The following is a 24081-nucleotide window of genomic DNA, read 5'->3' on the forward strand; positions in this document are numbered from 1 at the left end:
TCAACGACTCGGGCACGGCGGCCGTCACGTGGGCAGCACGACGCCTGCGTGCCGGCCGGTCTCTGCCCTGGAGAGGAACACCCGTCGGGTTGGCAGCTCGATTTCCTCGACGGCGACGACGATCTCCTCGCCGACTTCGAAGGCTTCAGCCGGACTTGCCGCAGGTCGGCCGTGGACCTCTCTGAAGGGGACCAGCCCGGAAATGCCGTCCCCAAGTTCGACGAAGACGCCGATGGGAACCACCTTCTCAACCCTTCCGCGGAGTTCCTGACCCACCACTGTGCGATCGGCGAAAACCTGAAGGGGATCGGGCTCCAGCGCCTTCAAAGACAGTCTGGCCTCAGCGTTGAAGGTGTCGAACTGAAGGAACTCGCACGAGACACGCTGCCCTGCCTGAACAACATCGGTGGGAGCATCGATGTGCCGCCAGGACAGTTCAGGGATAACGATGAATCCGACACCGGGCAGGGTGGGATGGCCAGGCCCCTCGTCCAGGGCCACGAAGACCCCGAACCGTTCGATCGCCGCGACGGTGCCGGACAGAATGTCGCCAGCGTGCAGGGACTCCAGGAACGCCCAGAGTTCCGGGCTCTCAGACTGCCAATCCATACCCGCAACCCTTGCACACGACGTCGTGTGCCAGCCATGGCCTCAAGCTGAAGCGACCGCCCGCAGTCCGCCATGCCTCAGCCGCCGGCACCTTGTTCGTCCGGACAAGTCCTAGCCGTCGTAGACCACGATGACGATGACCGCGAGGACACCACACAGGAAGCCCCAACCGGGAGGCGAGTACACGGCCCCGGACATTGCCCGGGAATCGTCACCTGCAGGGTGATCCGTGATCACCAAAACGAGCAGGTCGGCCAGGCCGCTCTTGCCGTCGTTGTGGGAGAAGCGGATGTTCCCGTCGGTCTCGTTGCCGTTGACGGCCCGGTACTCGATGACCTTCAGGCCCTTGGGCACCTGGGAGAACTCCGCCTTGGTGATCTCCAGGTCCTGGCCCGACGTGTTCCAGGCGAGACCGCGGTGGCGCAGGGCGCCGGGAGGCTGATCGGCCTCGCACCCGTTGTCCCGTGCCGCCGAACGATGATTGCGTGTCATCGAAGTTCGATCAGAGCGAGCTGCGCGAGATTGCCGAGATCATGAGATGTCGCAGTGGTCCACGAGCCAGTCCAGTGCGCTTGCACCAGTGTTGAGGACAGAGATGTGTCCGTCCCTCGGGCTCAGCCGCAGCTCTGACGCCGGGCAGCGGCTTGCGAGCCACTGGCTGTGTGTGCTGGGCGCGATCCGGTCCCGGCCGCCATGCAGCACAAGGACCGGTGCCGTGACCTGGCGGGGGTCGAATCCCCACGGAGCGACGTATGCCAGGTCGTCGTCTACCAGCCCGCCCGGCCCTGCCTCCAGGGCAGGGCCGACGACATCGGCGAACCAGGACCATTCACCGGCGAGCGCGGCGTGATCGGCTTTCGTGAACATCTCCGGGTCATACTCAGCGGATGCCTCGTAGGTCTCCTTTGCCGCGCGCCCCTCGGCGGCAGCCCGCAGGGAGGCTACGCCGGAGTCCGACATGCCCGCGAACCAGTCGAGTCCTTCAGCCGCGAACGGGGCCAGTCCCGCCACGCTGACCACGGCGAGAACGCGGTCGGGCAGCAGCGCGCCGCAGGCCAGGGCATGCGGACCACCACCGGAATGGCCCATCACCGCGAACCGCTCAATGTCCAGGGCATCGGCGATGGCGGCTACGTCACCCGCGGCCGAGGCGATGTCCCGGCCAGGGCGGGGAGTTGACCTGCCGTAGCCCGGCCGGTCATACGACACCCAGCGGATGCCGAGCCGGGCGGCGTGGGGGAGAAGGGGCTCGGGAGGGGCACCGATGTTTGGCGTGCCGTGATGCCAGAAGACGATGAGGCGGCCGACGGAATCTTCCGGGCTGGTGTCGTAGACGTGAAGGCTACGACCATCGCTCAGCTCCAGCTCAGTTTCCGTCACAGCGCCACCTCCGAAGACCCCACAGCCGCTCAAACCTACTGCGTTCTCGTCCCGCCACAGCCCCTCCACAAGCGGTCTGGAAGGTCCGGCCCCGGCCGGGTACGCAATGGGTCCGATGACCGCCGCTGCCCCGCATGGACAATTGGACCCACTGCCCCGCCGCTTCCGGGCGGGCCCCCTTGAACCACCCGACTCGATGTATTTTCGTCACCCGTCTTCCAAGGGGGTGGCGCCTGCTAGGACCGCTGCCGGCGAGCTCCCATTCAGTCCTCGGATGCGAGGCCATGGTCGCCGGCCCATCATTGCGGGCCGGGGGAGCGGCTGCTGTGCTGGCCGGGGTCGGCGGGTTCCTCGCCTTCCTCGGCGCGGGGCGGGGGTTGTGGCCGGGGTCTGTTGCCGCCGCTCTTCGATCAGGCGTAAGACCACTGCATGCTGGTGTGGTGCGGCGGGCGGCCGCGAAGCGGGTCGGCAGTGGCTTTGCGTGCATGCGCGGCTGCTTGGGTTGCGGCCGGCGTCGTCGGCCGTCGGCAGTGCGGGAACACGCTGTCGGCCGGTGCTCCTGACATGTGTCAGGAGCACCGCGGTTTCTGCGGAACATAGCGTCGCAGAGCAACTCCTGGTGACCGCTTTACAGCGGCGCCGGATCCGGTCGACACAGGAGGAGACTGTGCGCAAAGCCGTACTCGGTTTGTTTGTGGCAGTGGCGGTCGTGTTCGCGGTGGCGCCGCTAGCCGGCGCCGACCAGAGTGCGACAGTTGCCTGCTGCGGTGGTATGGGCGGCTTCTAAAGGGTGCTCAGGTTGGCTCGATGTTGTGCGAGGGCCCGTCAGCTCGCTAGCGGGCCCTTGCTTTCGTGTGGAGCGATGACCCGGCGGAAGCCGGCCGGCCCTTGATCCGCAGGCCCGCAGCATGGCCCGGACCCTGACATCTGTCAGGGTCCTCTCCTGCCCGCGCTTTTCTAGTCTTGCGTGCACGACGACCCTGTCGTCCCGGTCGCGAGGAGTGCTATGGATCCGGGCACCCGAATGGCGCGAGCCGCTTTCCAGGAGAGCGGAGTGCTGGCCCCCTTAACTGCAGGGGAGGCTTGCCGGGCGTGCTGCTGGACACGTGGCCGGCCCTTCACCGGTAACGGTTCAACTCATGTTGGCGTGTTGCCGGCAGCGGGGCGCATCGAGCGTGGGCGGCACAAGTGCTCGCCGCGGGCCGCGACGGCGGCCCTCTGGCCGGGTTCTGCACCGACGCTCCCAGCGGGATCGGCAACGCCCCGGACTGCTTACAGGTCGCCGTCTGCTGCGTCCCGCAGCCGACTGGTCGGCCGTAGAGGTCGCTAGGCAGGAGCGGCAGGGCTGGATCAGGTTGTTCCTTCGACAAGGAGCTGTGATGCGTAAAGCTGTTCTCGGCGTGTTGATGGCGTTGGCGGCGGTGCTCGCGATGGCACCGCCTGCCGACGCCGGTCAAATGGAGACCGCGGCCGCCACCGTCGCTGCGGGAGCCGGCAACACCGTGACGTCCGGCCCCCGGCCCGCGGTCGCAGGCAAGAGCGAAGGCGATGTCTCCATCAAGCGCGCCTTTACCACCTGGGCCACGAATGTGAACGTGCGCCACAACAACGCCAGCCTCACCACCTGCGGCATGTCGCCGTCCACGGCCAACTGCCCGGACATCCGGGCGCAGGTGAACCCGGGCTTCTCCTTCGAGGTCTGGTGCCAGACCACCGGCAGCCAGACAGTGGGCGGCAACCCGTACTGGGTCTACATCATCACGCCCAACTTCGACGGCTGGATGGCCAGTTATTACATCGACTACCCCGACAACGTGCTCCCGGACACCCGGTTCTGCTAGCGGCCGCCGGACCGCGACCAACGAGCAGTTCCCTCACGGGGAACTCCTCGGGGTCGTTGCAACACCGCGGTGAGTTGACCAGGCCGCGAGCAGCTTGGACAGACGCTCGGCCGGGGGTCTCCCGGCCGAGCGTTCTGCGTGGGCGGCCGTCGACTTCGATGGCGACGGCATACAGGTCGTCGCGGGTGTGCAGGGCAGAGGCTCGGTGCCTTGAGGAAGGACTGGCGCAGCAGGCCGTTGACGCTTCTATCCCAAGCGGACCGCTTCGCCCCCGTCACCGCACCACCCCAGCCACGCTGCCTGGACACCCTCAGCGCTGCTGAAGCCACCCGCGAACTCGACCCACGACCAGCGCACCGCCCCGGCCGGCCGCTGCGTTGCGGCACACCCGGACTAGAAGAATGGCCTCTTCGCCTTGTGGCTTGCCTGGTCTGATCGATCAAGCGGGATCTACGGCGGACAGCCTGTGCCACCAATGACCGCATCCGCCGGAGCAAAAGCGCTCGCGGCGCCGTTCGTCAGCGATCGCCAATACCGCGATCAGCAGCCGGAACGCCTTGCGGCGCTCATCGAGAGGGGCGAGAGCGGCGATCTTCCCCAGTTGCTGGTCGATTCGGCCGCGTGTGATCAGCACCGCAGGCGTATGCGTCGGGCGCAGTCCGGCACGGCGGATGCTCTCCGACCCATCCTCGATGACGGCGCGAGCTTGCACGCAGTGATGGCGCAGGAACAGCAGCGTCTCGGACTGCTCCTCCGGGCTGAGCCCGTCGAACCAATCAATGCCTTGTGACATGGGGCGCAGCCCTTGGGCGAGTTCGTTGAGTATGACGTCGCGTCCGGTCATGAATGGCTCCCGTTGGACAGACGTAGGCAGGGCTCCTGCGTCAGCGCAGGACATTCAGTGTTTCGGGCCCGGCGTCATTTTGGTCTTGAAAACCGCTGTGTGCCAGGGCGATACAACTCGCTCTACTTCATCAAGCGACCAAGATTTGGCCCACACCGATGACAACTGTGGCAACTAGTACTCCAGCCGTGGATCGCGATCTTGCTGTTCAGGGCCGGTGCGAAGACAGGTACGGCCACCGTCAGGGCCCCTCCTCGCGGCAAAGATCTCAGGCCGACGACACCAGCTCCTCCAGCTTGTTGAGACTCTGAGACCAGCCCTCCTCGTGAAGAGCTTGGCGCGCCTCAGTGGCGAAGTCACCCTGGCTGATAACCAACTCGGCCCGTGTACCGCCGATATCGCGAAGCGACAGCGTCACCACCGTCTCCCGATCCTCGGGATCAGGATCCTCCCACCGGAAGGTGTAGGAGAGGCGTTCCGGAGGGTCGGCCTCAACGAATTCCCCCACTAGGTAGAACAGATCGCCCTCCGGAGGCTGCATGGCGATCCGATACCTACCGCCTGGCCGAAGGTCGCTTTCCACACTTGGGATGGTGAACCCGTCAGGGCCCCACCACTTGGCCAGTTCCTGCGGTTCGGTCAACGCTCGGAATACGACCGAGCGCGGTGCGCGGAGGACACGCTGCAGATGCAGCCTCAGCCCGCCATCGTGTGTCATTGCGAACCTCCTCCAACCGAAAGCGCCGAGATTGACCAGCATGTTTATCGTAAGTATCCCAGCCGTAGACCGCGATCTCGCTGGCCAGGGGCGGTGTGAGGACAGATGCGGCCACTGGTGATCATCGCGTGCTGTGTGGACAAGCGAAGATCAAGAGCTGGTCGCGGGCCATAGCGTAGACCTGGCTCGCTGGCTGGGACATGTTCGATGCCCTTATGGGCCGGATCGCGGGCCGTTTCAGCGGACGTGGCGAGTGAAAGAGACCTTCCAATCCGGAAAGGGGCTGGCCGGACTGGACGAACACCAGGTCAGACGGTGGACCTCCTGGAGCCGGTGGGTCACCCTAGCCATGCTCGCGCACGCCTTTCTCGCCGTCACCGTCGCCCACGAACACGCCCGCCAACCGACCGCCGACGAACTGATCCCGCTGACTTGCAACGAGATCCGGCATCTGTTCACCAGCCTGGCCGTCCAGTCCGTCCACGGCGCAGCCCACCGCTTCCGCTTGTCCCACTGGCGACGCCGCCATCAAGCCCGCGCCCGCAACGGCCACTACCGACGACAAACAGCCTAAAACGCATGAAGATCATCAACTACGGCTGGAGTGCTAAGGCCAATACGGCATGAGGCCACGGCCGACTGCCGTGCCCTAGTGGTGTGTCTGCCCAGCTACACCCAGGTATCCAGCCACATCCGCGACCGCCAGTCGTCGATCGGGATCGCCGTGCCCGTGTAGATCGGCCAGAAGTAGATGAAGTTCCAGGCTATGAGCAGCACCAGCGTGCCCGCAGCCACCGCACCCCGTTTGCGGCGTTTCTCGGTCGCCCCCGGCGGGCCTATCAGCGCGCCCAGCATCATCGCCAAGGCCAGGCACAAGTAGGGCACGAAGACGACAGCGTAGAAGGAGAAGATCGTCCGGTCCTGGTACAGGAACCACGGCAGATAACCGGCACCCACTGCGCACAGGACGGCGCCCGCGCGCCAGTCACGGCGCAGCGCCCAGCGATAGAGCAGATACACCAGTGCGCAGCAAGCCGACCACCACAGCAGCGGCGTCCCCAGGGCGAGGATCGCCTGCGAGCAGCCGTAGGCCGCGTGGCAGCCGTCCTTCCCTGACGCCGGTGACTGGAAGTGGAACAAGACAGGACGGCCGAGGACCAGCCAACTCCACGGATTCGACTCGTACTTGTGGAAGGTGTTCAGCCCCACGTTGAACTGATAGACCCCGTACTCGTAGTGCCACAGGCTGCGAAGCGGGGCCGGGACCCACGACCATGTGCCGCCGCGGCCGTCCGCCCAATGCCGCCCGTAACCGTCGTCTGACAGGAACCAGCCGCTCCAGGTCGCCAGATAGGCGACCACGGCAACCGGAACGAGGGACACCACCGACCAGCCGAGTTCCTTGCGCAGCACCGCACGGTACGGGTGGAGTGCCCCCGCGATACGGCGGGCGCCGACGTCCCACAGCACGGTCAGGATGAGGAAGAAGGCCAGGAAATACAGGCCGTTCCATTTGGTTGAGGCCGCCAGGCCCAGGAAGACGCCGGCTGCGAGGCGCCACGGACGCGCTCCCGTCCCGGCGCGGTCACCGGTGTCCTGGTCCGGGCGCGTGCGGCCGTCGCCGTCTGCCGGTAAGGCCGCCGCGAGCCGGGCCCGTGCACGGTCCCGGTCGATGAGCAGGCATCCGAACGCCGCCAGGACGAAGAACATGACGACGAGGTCGAGCAGAGCGGTGCGGCTCATCACGTAGTGCAGACCGTCCACCGCCATCAGTGCTCCTGCGAGGCAGCCCAACACCGTCGAATGGAACAGGCGGCGCCCTATTCGGCACAGCATCAGCACCGACAAAGTGCTCAGGACCGCCGTCATGAAGCGCCAGCCGAAGGGGCTGAGGCCGAACATCCATTCGCCGAGGGCGATCACCCATTTGCCCGTCGGCGGGTGTGCGACGAAGGCCCCGGTTTCAGAGAGCGGGATCACCTGGGGGTCGGCCAGGATCTGTGGGTCGGCGATCTTGCGGTCCGGCCAGGTGCCTTCGTAGCCGAGCCGCAGCAAGGACCAGGCGTCCTTGGCGTAGTACGTCTCGTCGAAGACGACCGCACGCGGGCTGCCCAGACGCCAAAAGCGCGCCAGCCCGGCAAGGAACGCCACCAACATCGGGCCGCCCCAACCCGACCAGTGGGCCAGCCTGCCCGCTGCCACCGGGGGCAGCCCGAGCATGCGCCACAGCCGTGAGCTGGGTTCGGGAAACGGCACCACCAGGCGGTCGTGCGTGGACGTACGCGGGCGCTCGACGTGCCCGAAGCGACGGAGCCGCCGCTCCCAGGGAGCCGGTTGGCGATTCGTCGCCGTCCGTGGCACGTCGACAGACGCGGTCGCGTTCTCACGGTTCACCTGGTCAGCTTTCAACTCGTCGAGAGGTCGAGAACAGGGCAGCAGAGATCAAGCCGCCCAGTGGTCGGTGGTGGTCACGCCGGCTCAGGCAGCCCTCACCCACCGGGACCGCTTGAACCTGACCGAGGAGCTACCTGATGGTTGGAGTCCGTGTCGGCATCGGTACCGGCTCAGAGCTGGAGGGGCGGTACGGCATCGGTACCGGCTTGGTGGTTGACGTGCAGGTCGGGATCGGAACCACCTTGGCAGGGGAGGCGGGGCGGGCCGTCGAGGCGTTGGTAGCTGCTGTGCAGCTCGGCATCGGTGCCTCTTCGGCAGTAGAGGCGGGGCGGGCTGTCGACGGCATCGGGACCGACTCGGTGGAGGTGACAGGGCGGGGCTGAGGGCCAGTAGGCCCGCCCTGAGCGAAAGAGCTCGGCAGGACCATCAGTACGACTGCGAGTCCGGCAACGGTCAGTACGGATCCGATGGCCAGCCAGGCTGTCCGGGCCCGCTGCCGGGCGCGAACGCCGGCTTGCAGTCGGTACCGGTGCCTGTCCTCGTAAGGCGTGTCCTCTTGGCTGTCACGCATCATCCGTGCCAGCTCCTGCTCGAAGTGGTCCATGGCTCCTTCTTCACTCCACCGGCTTGGCTGCCTCAGCCAGGAGCAGCCTCAACCGTGCAACGCCGCGCGCCGTGAGCGAACGGGCGGTACCCACCGGACACCCCAGCACCTCGGCGACGTGCTGCTCGGGCAGGTCCTGGTAGTAGCGCAGCACCACCGCAGCCCGCTGCCGCGCCGGCAGCAACGCCAACATGGCCTCCAACCGGGTCCGTTCATCCACGGCAGCGGTCTCGTCCCCCACCTCGGGCGGATCGGGCAGTTGCTCCACGGGGTGCTCGCCCCACCAGCGACGCCGTGCCGAGCGAGCCGCAGCACGGACCAGGACCCTGCGCACGTATGCCTCGGGCGCCTGCTCGGCCACCCTCGGCCAGGCGAACCACAGCTTGACCAGCGCCTCCTGCAGCAGATCCTCCGCCCGGTGCCGGTCCCCGCCGGTGAGCAGCCGAGCCAGGTGAAGCAACGCCGACCACCGAGCCGCCACGAACCGGTCGAACTCGTCGGCCCGCAACTGCCCCATCAGCGCCGCCCCTCCACCTCGACACGCCCCTACATCTTCAAGAAGACACTGGCCCCTACCCGGCTATGCACCCCCGTCGTGTGACCTGCCTTACACAAGCCCGCCAGGCGTTCGGCACGTTGCGGGCGGCCCCTGAGCCTGATGAAACCAAGGCATGGCTTCACGCATCAGTGAGTCTTCGCCATCTTCGAACATGCAGGTCGGAGACTCTGGCGTGGTGCTCGCTCGGGGTACTCATGCTGATCACGGGCGGGAGTCGACGATCTTGATCGTCCGTCATGTCATCGGTTGAGACAGTTACATTTAGGTCGTTGAACCCAACTCGGCCTGCCGGGTTGTTAGTTTCAAGAAACCGTTCGCGGCGGCTCGGCCCGAAGGCACATCAGCTCCCAGCGGCATCTCTCGGTGCGGTACGCCCTTGCGGCCCACGGCCGGCGACGGCGTCCGCGAGGGTCGCAGCAAGATCCCCGTTGTATGTAGTGTGCGGAAGTGACAAGAAGCGAGCGGCTCGCGGAGCAGTTGGACTGGCACTGGCGCACGAACCTGCGGCCGCGGCTGGACGGTCTTACCGATGAGGAGTACTTCTGGGAGCCGGTGCGCGGCTGCTGGAGTGTCCGCCCGCGTGGCACGTCGGCCGCACCGATGTCGGAAGGTTCGGGGGAGTGGACGATGGACTTCGCGTCCCCTGGCCCGGTGCCGGCGCCGGTGACCACGATTGCCTGGCGGCTGGCACACATCATCGTCTCGTGCCTGGGCTATCGGGTCGGATGGTACTTCGGCGGCCAGGACGTCGACTCCGAGACATTCGCCTACGCGGGGACCGCTGACGAGGCGCTGAAACAGCTCGATGAGATGTACGGGAGATGGAACGAGGGGGTCCGCGCGCTCTCGGACGCTGACCTGGAGAATCCGCCCACGGTGGGTCCGGAGCGGTTTCCCATGGAGAACAGGGTCCTGCACGTCAATAGGGAGCTGATCCATCACGGCGCTGAGATTTCCCTGCTGCGCGACCTCTACCGCTGGCAGGACGGAGCCGTACCGCACCGAATATGACTTTCGGTAACCGGCGATCGAGCTTCGGAGGCTTACGTGGGCTCCGTGACGCTCCGTCGCTGCTGCCGCCGAGAGTCCTCACGATCTTTAACCGCCCTTCTACCTGCATGTTCGAAGAAGCTTCGCCATCTTCGAACGTGCTAGTCGAGGGCTCTGGCGTGATCGGTTTGCGGGGTGCTGGTGCTGGTGCTGGTCGTGGGCGGCAGTCTGGCGTGTAGATCGTCTGGCAGGGATGGTTATGCGGATTCCTGCCCGTCGGTTCGGGTTGCGTTTCTACGCTCCGACACATAACGGATCTCGAGGTGCTGGAGCGGCTTGCGGCGCGACGCGCGGAGCTGGACGGCCTCGAAGAGTAGATGGTCAAACAGTTGGCGGAGGTGCGGTCCGAGCGGGACGAACTCGCCGTGGCTGAGCGGGTGGTGATGCGGATGGCGAGCGGATCGCCGCTGAGCGGGGGATACTGCCTCCTCGCCGGTCGTGCACGTGGCGGGGCGCGCGGTGCGGCTGGTCCCGGACCGTGCGCCGGTGGTGGCCGAGTCCGCTCTGCCGGCGGAGTCCGGCGCATCCTGGCCACGGTGCGCGAGGCTGGGGGTCCCGTGGCGACCCGGGCCGTCGGCGAGATGCTGGGCCTGGACACCTCGGTGCGGGGCAGGCTGGAGCCGCTGCGCGGGAAGCTGACGAAGCTCGCTGATCGTGGATGGCTGCACAAACGGCCCGACGGGAAGTACAGCGTCCGCCCCTAACCAGGGCTTACTGGCTCTAACAAAAGCGGGTTGATCATGTGACTGTCGGCTTGATCGCTCGTTGATGTGGTCATGGGGAAGCGTCAGTCGCGGCCGTGGATCGTGTCGGACGAACTGTGGTCGCTCATCGAGCCGTTGCTGCCCGAGCCGGCGCCGAAGCTCGTGGAGGGACGGCCGCGAGTGCCCGACCGTCAGGCCTTGTGCGGGATCTTGTTCGTCCTGCACACCGGCATCCAGTGGGAGTACCTGCCCCAGGAGCTCGGCTTCGGTTCGGGCATGACCTGCTGGCGGCGCCTGGCGGCCTGGAACGAGGCCGGCGTGTGGGACCAGCTGCACCAGATGCTGCTGAACAAGCTGCGCTCGAAGAATCAGCTGGACTGGTCGCGGGCGGTGATCGACTCCTCCCACGTCCGGGCCGCACGCAGGGGCCCAAAAGCGGGCCCAGCCCGGTCGACCGCGCACGCCCGGGCAGCAAACACCACATCATCACCGACGGCCAGGGATCCCGCTCGCGGTGTCTCTGACCGGCGGAAACCGCAACGATGTCACCCAGCTGCTGCCCCTGTTGGACAAGATCCCGGCAGTGGCTGGAGTCGTCGGTCGGCCGCGCAGACGGCCGGACGTGCTCTTCGCCGACCGCGGCTACGATCACGACAAGTACCGACGGCTCTTGCGGCAGCGCGGGATCCGGCCGGCGATCGCCGAGCGTGGCCAGCCGCACGGGACGGGACTGGGCACTTTCCGCTGGGTTGTTGAGCGGACGATCTCCTGGCTGCATGGCTTTCGCCGCTTACGGATCCGCTGGGGACGACGCGACGACATCCACGAGGCCTTCCTCGGACTCGCGGTCTGCCTGATCACCCACCGGCACGTCCAGAGGCTTTGTTAGGGCCAGTTAGACGGTGTCCTATGTGGTGATCGCTCGTTGGGCTGTCTATGGGGCGGGGTACGTGGAGTTGGATTGTTCCGGAGGGCTGTGGGAGATCGCCGAGCCGCTGATCCCACCATCGAAGGTGCGGCCACAGGGTGGCGGGACGCAGGACACGCCTGATGAGACGCTGTTCGCGGCCATCGGCTACGTGCTGGTCAGCGGCTGCGCCTGGCGCCAACTGCCGTCCTGTTTCGGCATATCGAAGTCGACGGCTCACCGCCGGTTCCTGATCTGGTCAAGAGCCATCGTCTGGGGCCGCCTGCACGAAGCCCTGCTGCACCGCCTCGACGACGCTGGCCTCATTGACGTCACCCGTGTTGTCCTCGACACCGCCCATGTGAGGGCTAAAAAAGGGGCGAACACACAGGTCCGAGCCCCGTGGACCAGCCGCTTGCGGCCGCCCAAAGCCTTGGTCCGGTTCTTGCGGATCTCGAACATCACACCCCTCAGGGAGAGGTGTTGCGACGACCGCTAGAACTCAAGGGGGCAAGCCGGGTTCCAAGATGCACGTCCTGTCGGACGCGAACGGACTGCCCCTGGTCGTCGGCGTCTCGGCCGGCAACACCCACGACAGCGAAGCACTGAAGCCCATGGTCGAGGGTCACCAAACGAGACACGACCCTCATCGCGGCCGCCACTTCAAGCCCCAGCGCCTCCATGCGGACAAGGCATACGACGCGCCTCACCAGCGGAAATGGTTACGAGGCAAGCGCATCGGCGTACGCATCGCCCGCAAAGGCATCGGGTCCAGCGAACGGTTGGGCCGCCGCAGGTGGGTGATCGAGCGGACGATCTCCTGGCTGTCCGGCTACCGCCGACTCAGCCCCCGCTACGAACGCCACTCCCGCAACTACCTGGCCTTTCTCGGTCTCGCTGCAGCCCTGTGCTGCTACAAGCGACTGGTCCGCCTCACCACGTAGGGCACCCTCTTACTGCGCCACCGGCGCTACGCAAGCGGACCGACCGAGACGCCAGGTACCCGACTTTCGCGGGCGCTCCGGGCCTGTTCAGGTTGAGCAGTTCCCCGAGGGGGCGAGCGGCGCCGGGTAACTGCTTCACGCCACAGGCACTCGTCACAACGCATCGAGGTCGGGGCACCCCTGTCGTGTCGGGGTACCCCGGCCTTGAACCGGTCGGGTTGGTTGTCAGTGGTAGGGGGAACGGCCCTTGCCGCAGCCGATCATCCACTTGTTGACCGGCGTGGCGAGGGCCACCTCGATCGCGGACTTGTGGTCCAAGCCAACCCGGCGGACCGCGAACAAGGTGAAGGAGTAGCCCTACAGGAATGCCAGCGACATCGCCAGGACCACGGTGGGCACTCTCTCCAGAGCGGGGCGGTATCGGCACTCCGAGTATCTCGCCGATCGCCCGGCCTGTCAGGCAGTGCGGCTTGGCCTTCGCAGCCGTCTGTCAGGCCGCTCTTGCGTGCCCGCCTTGGTGGCTACTGGCTCGCCGCCTTGGTGAGCTGCTCCAGATCCTTCGTGGTCATCTTGAGCTTGTTGTGGGGGAGGGACTGCGGCTCTCCCGCGCCGTCCAAGGGGTACTGGCCCTGCACCGGCGTGATCACCGAGGCTGGCTGGTCCGGGAAGGTGGTCAGGAAGAGCAAGTACGGCTTTCCGGGAACGAGGGGCGTGGACTCGTCGGAGACGTACTCGGTGCCGCCCAGGTCGCCCCCGAGTTCCTTGACCTCGATGGTGTCCCCGACCTTGCCGACGCCCTTGTGGAGCTTGGTGATTTTGATCTTGCGGACCGTCACCACAACGGGGTCTTCGGCGGGCTGCTCGCCGCTGTCCACGCCGGCCTGGGGGTTGAGTCGGGGGTCGTCGCTGTCCGTTCCGCCGGACGAAAGCTTTCGGACTTCCGTGCCCGGCTGTACTACCGCCCGCACGACGAGGTCTGCTTTTCCGTAGAGCTCCTCGGAAGAGGAGAAATCGGGGTACGAGGCATGGTACGCGACCTGGTTGGGCGTAGACGACTGACTGTCTCCGGATCCACACGCCGTAATTAAGGAAAGAATTCCTGCGGCGCAGGCCAGGGAGAGGAACCGATTCTTCTTCACTTTTCCCCCGCTCGTCAGTAGATTCGGTTTACTTCGGCGATGTCGTACGTCGTTGGTTTCACCAGAGTGTTCCACGCCGTGTATTTCATGATTGACGAGGAGGACGTGGACGGATTGTCGGCCATGCTGAGTCCGTGGCCCAGCTCGTGCGAGAAGACGCGGGTTACCATGTTGCTGAAGTTGGTGGCGTCCCTGGAGATCGTCCTGCTGTTCAGCTTGATCGTGAAAGTGCGGCTGCTGTCGCGCGGGCCAGACGAGGTGAAGAGGCCGTACCAGGTGTCAGAGTAGGACGTCGCCGTCAGGGTGTTGGGGGAGCTGGACAGCTTGCCGATCGCCGCCGGAGTGGGCGTTCCGTTCCAGTTCACAATTCCGTTGTCGAGCGGGCCCTGCCACGTGGGGTTGTAGGAGTAGGTTCTTATCGAGAAATCAGCGCGGGGCATTCCTCCGGACCAGTAGGTGGCGTGTGCGGGTGCGGCGAAAAGCGCGATGGTGCAAGCGGTCGCCAGGGACGTGATGACAAGGCTTCGGGCCAGACGCATCAAGCGCATACTTTCATTCCTCACTGGCTGAAAGAGCCGTGGCATGGAACCTGTGTGCCTCCTGTGGTGCCTGAGGAATGCTAAGTGTCCGAAATGGATGGACGCAACGTTTTTCTTTGGAATTACGAGTTCCGCTTATTCCGGCCGGTTTTCAGTCATTCTTTGACGTACGGGCGCCTTTACCGCAGGCGTTTCATCCCGATCGTTCGTCTGGTCGAACTATTCGGCCGGTCGAATTCCGCATTCGACCGGCCGCGCTCGTCGGCAGGCATACGGTGTCCGGGTCCACGTACGGTCCGTCTGCGCCGGGGGCGACGGGTTGAGGTACCTAACTGCCAGCCGGTTCGTAGGAGCTGATGACGTACTTGGCTTCGTCATCGATGGAGTTCTCGTCCCAGTCCAGGATGATCCGCAAGGGATGCCCGTCGGGGGCGTACTCCACGTCCGCCGTGTCCGCCTGCTCGTGCCGGGCCTTCTCCAGCCTGTCCAGCAGGTCGCCGATCTTGGGGATCTGACCAGGTCCTCGCTCCACCACCTCCCGACTGCTGTCGTCGAGGCCCACCGCTTTGGTCACCTTGCCGTCCCGGACCGTCACCCGGAAGCTCCCCGCCAGGGCCTGTTCGTTCGAGGTGAGTGTGTAGACGTAGGAGGCAGGCTCGTTCCACGTGGCGTTGCTCTGTGTGGTCGTGCCCTTCGGTGAAATCCCTTCGGCTGGTTCTGGAGACGTCTGGCCGCCACAGGCGGCGGTCACCCACACCATCCCCGCGATCAGCGCGGCAGCGGAGAGCAAGGAACGGGCCCGGGAGTGTACGAGATCCATGGCGGTCCCCTTCTTCAACGGTTACGACTATGACGCCGCCCCTCCCCAGAACGTTCGAGGCGATCACGGTCCCCGAGCACCTAGGCGACCGAGACGCCGCACAGACGTTCAACCTCCCTGAGGTCGCAACTGCTCACGTACCCGCGGGACCAGCAACCTCCTGACGACCTGCAAGGTCGATCAGCGGGCCGCCGCGGGGGATGCTCGTTGCTAAAACGCGGTGTTGGGGTATGGGCCGAGGTGAAAGGGTGGTTGCCCCTGTGGAAGAACAGACACCAGCTGAGCAGGCTTTGAGCCGCTCGTACGTCACGGCTGACGGACTCCGTTTCGACGTCACCAAAATGACGGTCGAGCACCATCCGGACGGCAGCGCGATGTTGACGTACTGGCTGACTGTAGGCCGCCAAGGCCATCCGGATGAATGTTGGGTGGTCGCCCTCCCGTGGGGCGACAAGTCCTGGGTGGATGTGCTCACCTCGCCCGCCCCCCCTTCCGACCGACTGGGGCAGCGCGTGCACCTCGTCCACGCCCACCTGGAAGAGTGGTGGGATACCAAGGGGGGCAACCGTCAGTCGAAGCGAAGATGGGACGGCGACTTACCTGACCCCGGACTCTACTGGGCAAACTCGTCTTCAGGCGCCGCTCTTAGACCGTGTCCTACGTGGTGAGGCGGACGTACCGCTTGTAGCAGCAGATGGGTGCGGCGAGGCCGAGAAAGGCCAGGTAGTTGCGTGGATTGCGTTCATAGCGAGGGCTGAGTCTGCGGTAGCCGGACAGCCAGGAGATGGTCCGCTCGATCACCCACCGACGGCGGCCCAAACGTTCGCTGGACTCGACGCCTTTGCGGGCGATGCGCACTCCGATGCGCTTGCCGCGTAACCATTTCCGCAGGTAGGGAATGTCGTACGCCTTGTCGGCATGCAGGCGTTGGGGCTTGAAGTAGCGGCCCCGGTGAGGGTCGTGTCTCGTTTGGTGACCGGCCACCATGGGCTTCAGCCCTTCGCTGTCGTGGACGTGGGCGGCGGAGACGCCGACGACCAGGGGCAGTCCGTTCGCGTCCGACAGGACGTGCATCTTGGAACCCGGCTTGCCCCGGTCCACGGGACTCGGACCTGTGTGTTCGCCCCCTTTTTGGCGCGCACGTGCGCGGAGTCGAGGACGACGCGGGAGACGTCGATGAGGCCCGCGTCGTCGAGTTGGTGCAGGACCGCTTCATGCAGCCGGCCCCAGACGCCGGCCCTGGACCAGACCCGGATGTTCTCCCGCTCCGTCTCCGCCATCGCGGCGAAGAACCCGAACAGCAACTTGCCGGGACCGGTGGGGTCGTAGATGCCGGGCAACGGTCCGGCGAGCATCTCCAGCACCAGGCCGTGCTCGGTCAGATGGTCCGCGAGGGCGGTCTCTGCCGCGTCACACCTCACCCTCTTCATCTCGAACACGGTGAAGATGACCCGGCAGTGCGGGGCGTACGCCTTGATCTCCCGGGCGGTCTTCAGTGCCTCCTCGAACTTCGGGCGGATCTTGACCCGGGTGCTGTTCTTCTCGCTGAAGATCTTGTCTCTGCCGATGCCGTGCTTGGCGAGCGCGTCCACTGCGAGTCGAGCTCCTGGCTGTGGTGCGAGCAACGGGCATAGCCGATACGGATGTTGGCGCTCGGCAGGCTGGATCGACGGCCGCGGGCACCGACTTGCCGGGTCGTCAGGGCTGCCCCGTCCCTCGATTGGCCGGGGTCGGCACCCGCAGCTCCTTCGCCGGCTTCGGCACCTTGGTGAAGCGGCCGGTGGTAGGTGCTCGTGACTGCCCCGCTGCGCGAGCGGCACGGCGAGCCGGGGGCGGCCTTGTACTTCGGGCACGGATGGCGCTCGACGAGATCGCCTTCGGACTCAGGTCCAGCGGAAGGTTCTTGAGGGACCGTCTTGGACCCAGATTCTCGCAACGCAAGTCGCAGAGCTCTCTCCTGCCACCTTTGAGCGCGAACGGGTTCTGAGAGTCGGTCAGCTTCTTGGTGACCTTCATCCGACCCTATTTGATTTGCTCGAGCAAAGGTTTGTTCATGCGAACCCCTTCCCTGCACTCGGATCGCGCGTAACTGAGCGTTGGGTCGGCCCCGGAGGTTCGGAGGGCTTGAGCGGCGTGGTGAGTTCTGTTCTCACCGCGCCGGGCCGGTCTCTGGTCGTGTGGTGCGGGCGGCGTGGGCGTAGCGGGCGGCGAGGTCCCCGAATGCGGTTGCCAGTTGGGGTGGGCCGATGACTTCGATATCGGTGTCGAAGCGGCCAATGGCGGCGGCGAGTCCGGTCCATGACCAGGAGCCGAGGATGAGCCGGCAGTGGCTGGGGCCGAGTTCCTCGACGATTCCGTCCTGGGCGAAGGGTGCGACATCGGCGGCCGGGAGGCGGAGGATGACCTCGCCTTGGCATGGCCAGTCGGTGGAGGTGCCGTCGTTGCCGCGGAATCGGCTGCTGATGAAGGTGGAGACGGCGCCGCCGGGGAGGTCACGAGGGGTGAAGCGGGGGCCGGTGGGTGTGCGGGGCCGGATGCGGTCGACGCGGAAGGTACGCCAGTCCTCGCGGTGGAGGTCCCAGGCCACCAGGTACCAGCGATGACGCCAGGTGACCAGGTGGTGGGGTTGTACGCGGCGGACGTCATCGGCCGAGGTGCTTGGACCCGGGGCGTAGTCGAAACGCAGTTCCTCGCGGGCGTGGATGGCGCGGCTCAGGTCCATCAGGACCTGAGCGTCGACCTGGGGGGTGTCGCCGGCCGCCGCGGGCGGCCCGACGGCGGTGATGTGCAACAGGTCGATGCGGTGGCGCAGGCGGGGTGGCATGACCTGGCGGAGGGTGGCCAGCGCGCGGGTGGCGTCGTCGGCGACGGTGGTGCCGGCGGCCGCGGTCTGCAGCGCGACGGCCAGTGCGACGGCCTGGTCGTCGTCGAACAGCATGGGCGGCAGGTGAGTGCCGGCCTCCAGGCGGTAGCCGCCGGCCGGTCCTTTGACGGTCTTGATCGGGTAGTCGAGTTCGCGCAGCCGGTCGATGTCACGGCGCACCGTGCGCGACGTGATGCCGAGACGTTCGGCGAGATCATCGCCGGACCAGTCACGGGGCGTTTGAAGGAGCGAAAGCAGCGCGAGCAGCCGGGCAGATGTTTTATGCATGGCACCCATACTCCCCGGAGTACCGGACACAACCTGTCCTCTACCTCTGCCATCGTGGCGTACGAGCCGTTCGGGAGGCATCGCTCCTGGTCACGGCAGCCGCCGCTGGAGCTGGGACGGTCGGCGGTGTGTATTCATCACATCGAGCAAGGAGCAGGTCATGTCCGTCACGACCACCACTCACCTGAACTTCCGGGGCACCGCACGTGAGGCGCTGGACTTCTACCAGTCCGTGTTCGGCGGACGTACCGTCGCGGTCACCTACAAGGACGCGGGCGCCGTGAAGGATGAGAGCGAGGCGGACTGGGTGATGTGGGGCGAGGTAGCCGGCGACAACGGCTTCCATGTGATGGCCTACGACGTGCCCTCGCAACTGCCCTGGAACCAGGGCGAGAACCCGTTCTTCGTCTCCGTGCGTGGCGACGACACCGAGGAGATCAGCGCCCTGTGGGGCAAGCTCGCCGAGGGCTCGACCATCGTGCGTCCGCTGGAGCCCGCGCGGTGGGCACCGCTGTACGGCATGCTCACCGACCGCTTCGGTGTCACCTGGGTCCTGGACGTCACCGCTCCGTACAACGGCTGAACCAGCCGACCGACCTGACCTGCCTGCGCCGTCCGGGCCGCCGCAGCCGCACGGGCGGCCCGGACGGCGCAGGCACCGAACCCGTACGGCAGCGGAAGGAAACGGGGCACCGTGAGGGTGCGGAAGCTGGGACGGACCGGCATCGAAGTGAGTGCCTACTGCCTGGGCACCATGATGTTCGGCAAAGTGGGCAATCCTGATCACGACGACTGCGTGCGCATGGTCCACCGGGCGCTGGATGCGGGCATCAATTTTGTCGACACCGCTGATGTGTACGGCGACAGCGAGACCGAGGAGATCGTCGGAAAGGCCCTCAAAGGGTGCCGCGACGAGGCCGTGCTGGCAACCTAGTTCAACGGACCGATGGGCGAGGACCCCAACCGCAGGGGCAGCTCCCGGCGCTGGGTCGTCCAGGCGGTCGAGGGCTCACTGAAGCGGCTGCAAACCGACTACATCGACCTCTACCAGATCCACCACCTCGACCCGCACAACGACATCGAGGAGACCCTCTCCGCGCTCACCGACCTCGTGCGTGCCGGGAAGGTTCGCGCGATCGGCTCCTCCAACCTGCCGGCCTCGGAAATCGTCGAGGCCCAGTGGGTGTCCAGCAGCGTGGACTGCACCGCCTGCGAACCGAGCAGCCCACCTACTCCATCCTCAACCGCGGCATCGAGCGGGAGGTCCTGCCCACCTGCCGCCGCTACGGCCTGGGCGCTCTGGTGTGGGGTCCGTTGGCCATGGGTCTGCTCGCCGGCCGCTACCGCAAGAACGCCCCGCGGCCCGACAACGCCCGCATGCAGTGGGTCTCCCGGCACCTCACCGACGAACGCAAGCTTGACGCGGTGGAGCAGATGCTCACCCTCGCCGAAGAAACCGGCGACTCCCTCACGCACGTGGCCATGGCCTTCGCCACCAGCCACCCAGACGTCACCGCAGCCATCATCGGCCCGCGCACCATGGACCATCTGGACGCTTGCTCGTCGGCGCCACCCTTACGCTCGGCGACGACATCCTCGACAAGATCGACGCAATCGTCCCGCCCGGCACCGACATCAGCCCTCTGGACGTCTCCTGCGTACCTCCCTCCCTCACCCACACGGACCTGCGCCGACGCCCGTCCCACGAGCGAGCCGCCTCGTGAACTGTGCCCTCAAGCGGCGCCACTCGCTGACGACGACGCCTCATCCTCGTTGTCCCCGGCTGAGGCTTCGTCGCGGCCGCGCGGGCCCAGAGGTTGACGCGGCTCCAATCCATCGGCCTGGCTCTCACCCGCACTCTCTTCAGAGCCCTGAAGAGCCACTTCCTGGAGTTTCAACTCCAGCCACCCTTCTGCCAGAGGACCAAGGGGCGAATACAACACCCGGCAGATAGGCACCACAGCAACGGCGAGCGCGCCGGCAGCCACAACGACGGCCAGAGCCTCGGCGGCCTCAACCTCCTTCGGCTCCTTGGGGTCCGCCAACCAGACCAGGCAGAGGACGATTGCCGCCGCCTGCGCGACCATGATCAAACCCCACACGAGGCCAGTCGCCAGGAACAAGAGCGATTTCGCGGCCCCCACGCCATACTTCGGCAATCTCTGTACCTTGAACGCCTGCAAGGCTGCCCGGCGCTCTGACAGCGTCATGCTCGCCAGCTCCACCTTCATGCTCCTGAAGCTGTCGAACGCTGCGCGTGTCCAGTCCTGGATCGCCCTGCTCACGGCGGCTGCCTCCAACGTGGCGGCGATGAGAATCGCCGATGACACAGAGGCAACAGTCGTCGCAAAAGCTTCTGTCATCTGCACCCAGACAGACTGCCCAGGCGCCGCCTGTCCTGCGACCCACGTTGCCGAACAGTGACTTCCGCAGGAGGTGCCGTGGTTGGCAACCCCTGCAACGGGCGCCCCTACCGCAGGTACTGCGCGTGGCTCCGCGCACAGCGCCTGCCCTGCTGGTGGTGTGGCCACAACATCGGGCACGAGCTCGACGCCCGCCACCCGCTCTCCTTCACCCTCGGCCACCAGGTGCCCCTTTCCCGCGGGGGCAGCCTCCTCGACAAGACCAACGCCCGCGCCGCACATCGCCCTTGCAACTCAGCCAGGGGGAACCGGACGGCGCCGCAGCGGACGCAGCGAGCCCCACGGAGATGGTGAGCCGCCCTCATCGGGCCCAGACTCTCCCCGCCACTGAGTCACCAATTTCCGCGCCTCCAGCATGGCCTTGCCCTCAGCAACGCCAGATTGCACAACCGGGAAGTACGCAAGCCATACCATTCCCCCGACCAAGGCGAACCAGCAGAAGTAGGCGTTTGCCGTGTGCTGTCCAGCGTCTGGCGTGGCAAGCCACAGCAACGACACCCATTCCGCGGTGATCTGGGCAAGAGCAAAGAGCGTCCACCCCAGGAACACCCACTTGGCAGGGCGGGCTGCCAATCTCATCCGCTGCTCAGTCTGGTTAATATCTGGTGCGGGTTGACCCCGATCACGCGATTCGCGCAAGTCCTCCAGTATCCGGTCGAGTTGCTCGTGTTCCCGTCGGCGATACGTCGCCGCCTCCACCAGTCCCGCGAACACCAACACGGGCGCCACTGAAGCAACAGTCGTCGAGAAAGCCTCTGTGTCATCTCCACCAACCCAGGGTGCCGTTCACGGGACGCATGGAGGCCCGCGGCTGGCTGGCCGAGCCCGCACCGGGCCGGTTCATGCCGGCTGCGGGCGTGTCCGGGCCAGGCGGCGGGTCATGAGCAGGGTCCTCGACCAGTAGATCATTGCTTCGGCACCGGTGGTGCGGCGTTCGAAGTCGCGTGCCAGGCGTCGGGTGCGCATCAGGTGTGCGAAGAAGCGCTCGACGATCCACCGTTTGGGCAGCACCACGAAGCCGCGCATGTCGTCGCTGCGCTTGACGATCGCCAGGACCAGCGCGAACGCGGCCAGGCAGTGCTCGACGAGGCTGCCGGTGTAGCCGCCGTCGGCCCAGACGAGGGCGAGGCGGTGGTGGGCATCGCCTACCTGTTTCAGCAGCACGCGGGCGGCGGTGCGGTCGCCGGTGTCCGCGGCGGGGACCATCACCCCCAGCAGCAGACCGAGCGTGTCGACCACGACGTGCCGTTTGCGGCCGTTGACCAGCTTGCCGCCGTCGAAGCCCCGACTGTCCGCCCCGACCACCGCGTCCGCCTTGACCGACTGCGAATCGATCACGCCTGCGCTTGGCTCCGCGTCGCGGCCCACCATCAGGCGGGCCCTGGCGCGCTGCCGGTCGTGGAACTCCCTGACCAGACCGTGGTCGCGCCAGCGGCGGAAGAATGCGTACACCCGGTCCCACGGCGGGAAGTCAGCAGGCATCGCCCGCCACTTGATGCCGTTGTCCACCAGGTAGCGGATCGCATCAAGTACGGCCCGGTGGCAGTACGCCTCCGGCCGGCCGCCGCGACCGCGCAGCCAGCCCGGCACCGGCAGCAACGGCCGGACAGCCGTCCACTCCCGGTCCGTCAAGTCCGTCGGATAACGCGGCTGCCGGGACCCGTTGTCGGCGGCGTTTCCGAAAACCGGTGAGCCAGGCAGTCACACTCCAGGGCGACCGATCTGGACTGCACGGACATCAACACGGAACACTGCGGCACCGGGGCCTCCTGCTCGGTGATTCGATACCAACGAGTTGTTCAGGAGGCCCCACCCGTATGCGCCAAGCATCCCGCGACCACCCAATCGGGACTCCCGCCCGACGGGCTTCTCTCAAGATCGAAAAACAACAGCTACCAAGAGCCTCGGCCTCGGCGGCATCCATGCACCGCTTCGCCGCGTCCTGTCGGCCCGGGACATGTGAGCGTCAGACAGTCCTCTGGTGACGAGGGTCTTCAGTTACTGCACCGCTCCTCCGAACAGAGGTTCCCTTCTCGGGGGTGGGAATCGCGACGGAAGCTGCGTGTTGTGTGGTGCGCCCGTGGGCGCGGATGATCTCGGCGTAGCGGTGGCCGCTGTCCTTGATGGTGCGTGTCTGGGTCTCGTAGTCGACGTGGACGATGCCGAACCGCTGGGAGTAGCCGTAGGCCCATTCGAAGTTGTCCAACAAGGACCAGGCGAAGTAGCCGTCGAGCGGGACGCCGCGGCGGGCAGCCCGCGTGCAAGCTGCCAGGTGGGACTCCAGGAAGGCGATGCGCTCGACGTCGTGGACGCTGCCGTCGGGCGCTGCACGGTCGGGGTAGGCGGAGCCGTTCTCGGTGACGAAGATCGATCGCGGTGCGTAGTCCTCGCTGATCCGGACGAGCAGGTGTTCCAGCCGGTCCGGGTGGACCTCCCAGTCCATTCCGGTACGGGGTGTGCCCGGCGGTGTGACGGGACGGGCGAACGGTGCGGGCCCCTGCGGATCGTCGACGGTGACTGACCGCTTGTAGTAGTTGACGCCGAGCCAGTCCAGCGGCGCGGCGATCGTCTCCAGGTCACCGGGTTCGGCGGGTGGTTCGGTCCCGTACACCTCGACCATGTCGGCCGGGTAACCGCGGCCGTGGATGGGATCGAGCCACCAGCGGTTGTTGTGCCCGTCGTCGCGTCGGGCGGCGGCGATGTCCTCGGGCCGGTCGCTTACGGGCTCGGACTGCGTGAGGATGTTGACGATGCCGACCCGCGCTTGTGAGGCGGTGGACCGGAGGGCCTCGACGCCGAGCCCGTGGGCGAGCAGCAGGTGGTGTGAGGCGCGCACGGCGGCGGTCAGGTCGGTGCGGCCCGGCGCCATGACCCCCTGGAGGTGGCCGAGCCATGCGGAGCAGTACGGCTCGTTCAGCGTCGCCCAGTTGGTGACCCGGTCACCGAGCCTGTCGGCGACAACGGTGGCGTAGTCGGCGAATTGCAGGGCGGTGTCGCGGGCGGGCCAGCCGCCGCGGTCCTCGAGGGCCTGCGGCAGGTCCCAGTGGTAGAGGGTGGCATGAGGAGCAAGGCCCGCTTCCAGCAGTGCGTCGACCAGTTGGTCGTAGAAGGCCAGCCCTGCCGGGTTCACGCGGCCGTCCCCGTCCGGCATGACGCGGGGCCAGGCGATGGAGAATCGGTAGGCGTTGAGGCCGAGGGCCTTCATCAACGCCACGTCGTCGGGCCACCGGCGGTAGTGGTCGCAGGCGATGTCGCCGGTGTCCCCGCCGGCGATGGTGCCGGGCTGCTTGCAGAAGGTGTCCCAGATGGATGGTGCTCGGCCGTCCTCGGCGACCGCGCCTTCGATCTGGTAGGCGGAGGTGGCCGCTCCCCAGGCAAAGCCGGGGTGGAATGCGGTCAGGTCGTCAAGGGGCACAGCTTTCCTCGCTTCGTGGTAGGGAGACGTTCGGAGTGCC

The 24081-nt window shown here is 66.5% G+C and carries 20 protein-coding genes and 8 pseudogenes; 10 read left to right on the forward strand and 18 right to left on the reverse strand.

The window, feature by feature from the left end:
* Positions 1–24: 24 nt before the first annotated feature.
* The 3 genes from ACZ69Q_RS10145 to ACZ69Q_RS10155 form a co-directional block, all read right to left on the reverse strand.
* The gene (locus ACZ69Q_RS10145) at positions 25–609 is read right to left on the reverse strand and encodes a S1 RNA-binding domain-containing protein (RefSeq protein WP_471039291.1); all 585 of its coding nucleotides are present in this window, start codon (positions 607–609) and stop codon (positions 25–27) included.
* 111 nt (positions 610–720) lie between these two features.
* Positions 721–1101, reverse strand: coding sequence for a hypothetical protein (locus ACZ69Q_RS10150; protein ID WP_471039293.1), 381 nt, complete (start codon positions 1099–1101; stop codon positions 721–723).
* 39 nt (positions 1102–1140) lie between these two features.
* On the reverse strand, positions 1141–1989 hold the full coding sequence (locus ACZ69Q_RS10155) for an alpha/beta hydrolase (RefSeq protein ID WP_471039296.1): 849 nt from the start codon (positions 1987–1989) through the stop codon (positions 1141–1143).
* A gap of 1379 nt (positions 1990–3368) precedes the next feature.
* On the opposite strand from ACZ69Q_RS10155, the gene ACZ69Q_RS10160 reads away from it, so the two are divergent.
* Positions 3369–3830 carry a hypothetical protein gene (locus ACZ69Q_RS10160; RefSeq protein ID WP_471039299.1) on the forward strand — a complete coding sequence of 154 codons (462 nt, stop codon included), beginning with the start codon at positions 3369–3371 and terminating at the stop codon, positions 3828–3830.
* A 33-nt stretch (positions 3831–3863) separates the two neighbouring features.
* Here the strand turns inward: ACZ69Q_RS10160 and ACZ69Q_RS10165 are convergent.
* The 3 genes and pseudogenes from ACZ69Q_RS10165 to ACZ69Q_RS10175 form a co-directional block, all read right to left on the reverse strand.
* Positions 3864–4090 (reverse strand): annotated as a pseudogene (locus ACZ69Q_RS10165) (IS30 family transposase); the annotation flags it as partial.
* A gap of 179 nt (positions 4091–4269) precedes the next feature.
* Positions 4270–4674 carry a DUF5958 family protein gene (locus tag ACZ69Q_RS10170; RefSeq protein ID WP_471039303.1) on the reverse strand — a complete coding sequence of 135 codons (405 nt, stop codon included), beginning with the start codon at positions 4672–4674 and terminating at the stop codon, positions 4270–4272.
* A gap of 268 nt (positions 4675–4942) precedes the next feature.
* On the reverse strand, positions 4943–5434 hold the full coding sequence (locus tag ACZ69Q_RS10175; protein ID WP_471039306.1) for an SRPBCC family protein: 492 nt from the start codon (positions 5432–5434) through the stop codon (positions 4943–4945).
* A gap of 205 nt (positions 5435–5639) precedes the next feature.
* Between ACZ69Q_RS10175 and ACZ69Q_RS10180 the strand changes: the two are divergent.
* Positions 5640–5966, forward strand: a pseudogene (locus ACZ69Q_RS10180) (IS701 family transposase); the annotation flags it as partial.
* A gap of 95 nt (positions 5967–6061) precedes the next feature.
* Here ACZ69Q_RS10180 and ACZ69Q_RS10185 read toward each other — a convergent pair.
* Positions 6062–7786, reverse strand: coding sequence for a dolichyl-phosphate-mannose--protein mannosyltransferase (locus tag ACZ69Q_RS10185; protein WP_471039308.1), 1725 nt, complete (start codon positions 7784–7786; stop codon positions 6062–6064).
* A gap of 137 nt (positions 7787–7923) precedes the next feature.
* Between ACZ69Q_RS10185 and ACZ69Q_RS10190 the strand changes: the two genes are divergently transcribed.
* The gene (locus ACZ69Q_RS10190; RefSeq protein WP_471039312.1) at positions 7924–8169 is read left to right on the forward strand and encodes a hypothetical protein; all 246 of its coding nucleotides are present in this window, start codon (positions 7924–7926) and stop codon (positions 8167–8169) included.
* A gap of 231 nt (positions 8170–8400) precedes the next feature.
* Here the strand turns inward: ACZ69Q_RS10190 and ACZ69Q_RS10195 are convergent, their stop codons facing one another.
* Positions 8401–8907 (reverse strand): SigE family RNA polymerase sigma factor, encoded by a 507-nt coding sequence (locus ACZ69Q_RS10195; protein WP_471039315.1) that lies wholly within the window; start codon positions 8905–8907, stop codon positions 8401–8403.
* A gap of 489 nt (positions 8908–9396) precedes the next feature.
* Here ACZ69Q_RS10195 and ACZ69Q_RS10200 point away from each other — a divergent pair, with 489 nt between their 5' ends.
* The 5 genes and pseudogenes from ACZ69Q_RS10200 to ACZ69Q_RS10220 all read left to right on the forward strand — a co-directional run.
* Positions 9397–9960, forward strand: a complete 564-nt coding sequence (locus tag ACZ69Q_RS10200) for a DinB family protein (RefSeq protein ID WP_471039318.1) — start codon at positions 9397–9399, stop codon at positions 9958–9960.
* A 575-nt stretch (positions 9961–10535) separates the two neighbouring features.
* Positions 10536–10703, forward strand: a complete 168-nt coding sequence (locus tag ACZ69Q_RS10205) for a hypothetical protein (RefSeq protein ID WP_471039321.1) — start codon at positions 10536–10538, stop codon at positions 10701–10703.
* 72 nt (positions 10704–10775) lie between these two features.
* Positions 10776–11592 (forward strand): annotated as a pseudogene (locus ACZ69Q_RS10210) (IS5 family transposase).
* A 47-nt stretch (positions 11593–11639) separates the two neighbouring features.
* Positions 11640–12021: pseudogene (locus tag ACZ69Q_RS10215) on the forward strand (transposase); the annotation flags it as partial.
* A gap of 98 nt (positions 12022–12119) precedes the next feature.
* A pseudogene (locus ACZ69Q_RS10220) lies at positions 12120–12554 on the forward strand (IS5 family transposase); the annotation flags it as partial.
* A gap of 521 nt (positions 12555–13075) precedes the next feature.
* Here ACZ69Q_RS10220 and ACZ69Q_RS10225 read toward each other — a convergent pair.
* The 6 genes and pseudogenes from ACZ69Q_RS10225 to ACZ69Q_RS10250 form a co-directional block, all read right to left on the reverse strand.
* Complete coding sequence (locus tag ACZ69Q_RS10225; protein ID WP_471039323.1) at positions 13076–13522, reverse strand: hypothetical protein; 447 nt, start codon at positions 13520–13522, stop codon at positions 13076–13078.
* Between the two features lie 185 nt (positions 13523–13707).
* Positions 13708–14241 carry a zinc metalloprotease gene (locus ACZ69Q_RS10230; RefSeq protein ID WP_471039325.1) on the reverse strand — a complete coding sequence of 178 codons (534 nt, stop codon included), beginning with the start codon at positions 14239–14241 and terminating at the stop codon, positions 13708–13710.
* Positions 14242–14560: 319 nt separating this feature from the next.
* Positions 14561–15052 carry a DUF6174 domain-containing protein gene (locus tag ACZ69Q_RS10235; protein ID WP_471039328.1) on the reverse strand — a complete coding sequence of 164 codons (492 nt, stop codon included), beginning with the start codon at positions 15050–15052 and terminating at the stop codon, positions 14561–14563.
* Positions 15053–15709: 657 nt separating this feature from the next.
* Positions 15710–16302, reverse strand: a pseudogene (locus tag ACZ69Q_RS10240) (IS5 family transposase); the annotation flags it as partial.
* 42 nt (positions 16303–16344) lie between these two features.
* Positions 16345–16905, reverse strand: a pseudogene (locus tag ACZ69Q_RS10245) (recombinase family protein); the annotation flags it as partial.
* 296 nt (positions 16906–17201) lie between these two features.
* Positions 17202–18203, reverse strand: a complete 1002-nt coding sequence (locus ACZ69Q_RS10250) for a helix-turn-helix transcriptional regulator (RefSeq protein WP_471039333.1) — start codon at positions 18201–18203, stop codon at positions 17202–17204.
* Positions 18204–18363: 160 nt separating this feature from the next.
* Between ACZ69Q_RS10250 and ACZ69Q_RS10255 the strand changes: the two genes are divergently transcribed.
* Together ACZ69Q_RS10255 and ACZ69Q_RS10260 are read left to right on the forward strand one after the other, a co-directional pair.
* Positions 18364–18786, forward strand: coding sequence for a VOC family protein (locus ACZ69Q_RS10255; RefSeq protein ID WP_471039336.1), 423 nt, complete (start codon positions 18364–18366; stop codon positions 18784–18786).
* Positions 18787–18897: 111 nt separating this feature from the next.
* A pseudogene (locus tag ACZ69Q_RS10260) lies at positions 18898–19927 on the forward strand (aldo/keto reductase).
* 9 nt (positions 19928–19936) lie between these two features.
* On the opposite strand, the gene ACZ69Q_RS10265 reads toward ACZ69Q_RS10260, so the two are convergent.
* The 4 genes from ACZ69Q_RS10265 to ACZ69Q_RS10280 form a co-directional block, all read right to left on the reverse strand.
* Positions 19937–20572 (reverse strand): hypothetical protein, encoded by a 636-nt coding sequence (locus ACZ69Q_RS10265; protein ID WP_471039338.1) that lies wholly within the window; start codon positions 20570–20572, stop codon positions 19937–19939.
* A gap of 288 nt (positions 20573–20860) precedes the next feature.
* Positions 20861–21346, reverse strand: a complete 486-nt coding sequence (locus ACZ69Q_RS10270; RefSeq protein ID WP_471039341.1) for a hypothetical protein — start codon at positions 21344–21346, stop codon at positions 20861–20863.
* Between the two features lie 120 nt (positions 21347–21466).
* A complete protein-coding gene (locus tag ACZ69Q_RS10275) occupies positions 21467–22258 on the reverse strand; it encodes an IS5 family transposase (protein WP_471039344.1) in 792 nt (263 codons plus the stop codon).
* Between the two features lie 334 nt (positions 22259–22592).
* Positions 22593–24041, reverse strand: a complete 1449-nt coding sequence (locus ACZ69Q_RS10280) for a GH1 family beta-glucosidase (protein WP_471039347.1) — start codon at positions 24039–24041, stop codon at positions 22593–22595.
* Positions 24042–24081: the final 40 nt, after the last annotated feature.

Source organism: Streptomyces sp. NPDC036764, from assembly GCF_055609385.1.

What these genes read in the sequence shown, in the direction of transcription:
- ACZ69Q_RS10145 (WP_471039291.1), bottom strand. Translation starts at nt 609, where the DNA reads ATGGATTGGCAGTCTGAGAGCCCGGAACTCTGGGCGTTCCTGGAGTCC.
- ACZ69Q_RS10150 (WP_471039293.1), bottom strand. Translation starts at nt 1,101, where the DNA reads ATGACACGCAATCATCGTTCGGCGGCACGGGACAACGGGTGCGAGGCC.
- ACZ69Q_RS10160 (WP_471039299.1), top strand. Translation starts at nt 3,369, where the DNA reads ATGCGTAAAGCTGTTCTCGGCGTGTTGATGGCGTTGGCGGCGGTGCTC.
- ACZ69Q_RS10170 (WP_471039303.1), bottom strand. Translation starts at nt 4,674, where the DNA reads ATGACCGGACGCGACGTCATACTCAACGAACTCGCCCAAGGGCTGCGC.
- ACZ69Q_RS10175 (WP_471039306.1), bottom strand. Translation starts at nt 5,434, where the DNA reads ATGCTGGTCAATCTCGGCGCTTTCGGTTGGAGGAGGTTCGCAATGACA.
- ACZ69Q_RS10190 (WP_471039312.1), top strand. Translation starts at nt 7,924, where the DNA reads ATGGTTGGAGTCCGTGTCGGCATCGGTACCGGCTCAGAGCTGGAGGGG.
- ACZ69Q_RS10195 (WP_471039315.1), bottom strand. Translation starts at nt 8,907, where the DNA reads ATGGGGCAGTTGCGGGCCGACGAGTTCGACCGGTTCGTGGCGGCTCGG.
- ACZ69Q_RS10230 (WP_471039325.1), bottom strand. Translation starts at nt 14,241, where the DNA reads ATGCGCTTGATGCGTCTGGCCCGAAGCCTTGTCATCACGTCCCTGGCG.
- ACZ69Q_RS10235 (WP_471039328.1), bottom strand. Translation starts at nt 15,052, where the DNA reads ATGGATCTCGTACACTCCCGGGCCCGTTCCTTGCTCTCCGCTGCCGCG.
- ACZ69Q_RS10250 (WP_471039333.1), bottom strand. Translation starts at nt 18,203, where the DNA reads ATGCATAAAACATCTGCCCGGCTGCTCGCGCTGCTTTCGCTCCTTCAA.
- ACZ69Q_RS10255 (WP_471039336.1), top strand. Translation starts at nt 18,364, where the DNA reads ATGTCCGTCACGACCACCACTCACCTGAACTTCCGGGGCACCGCACGT.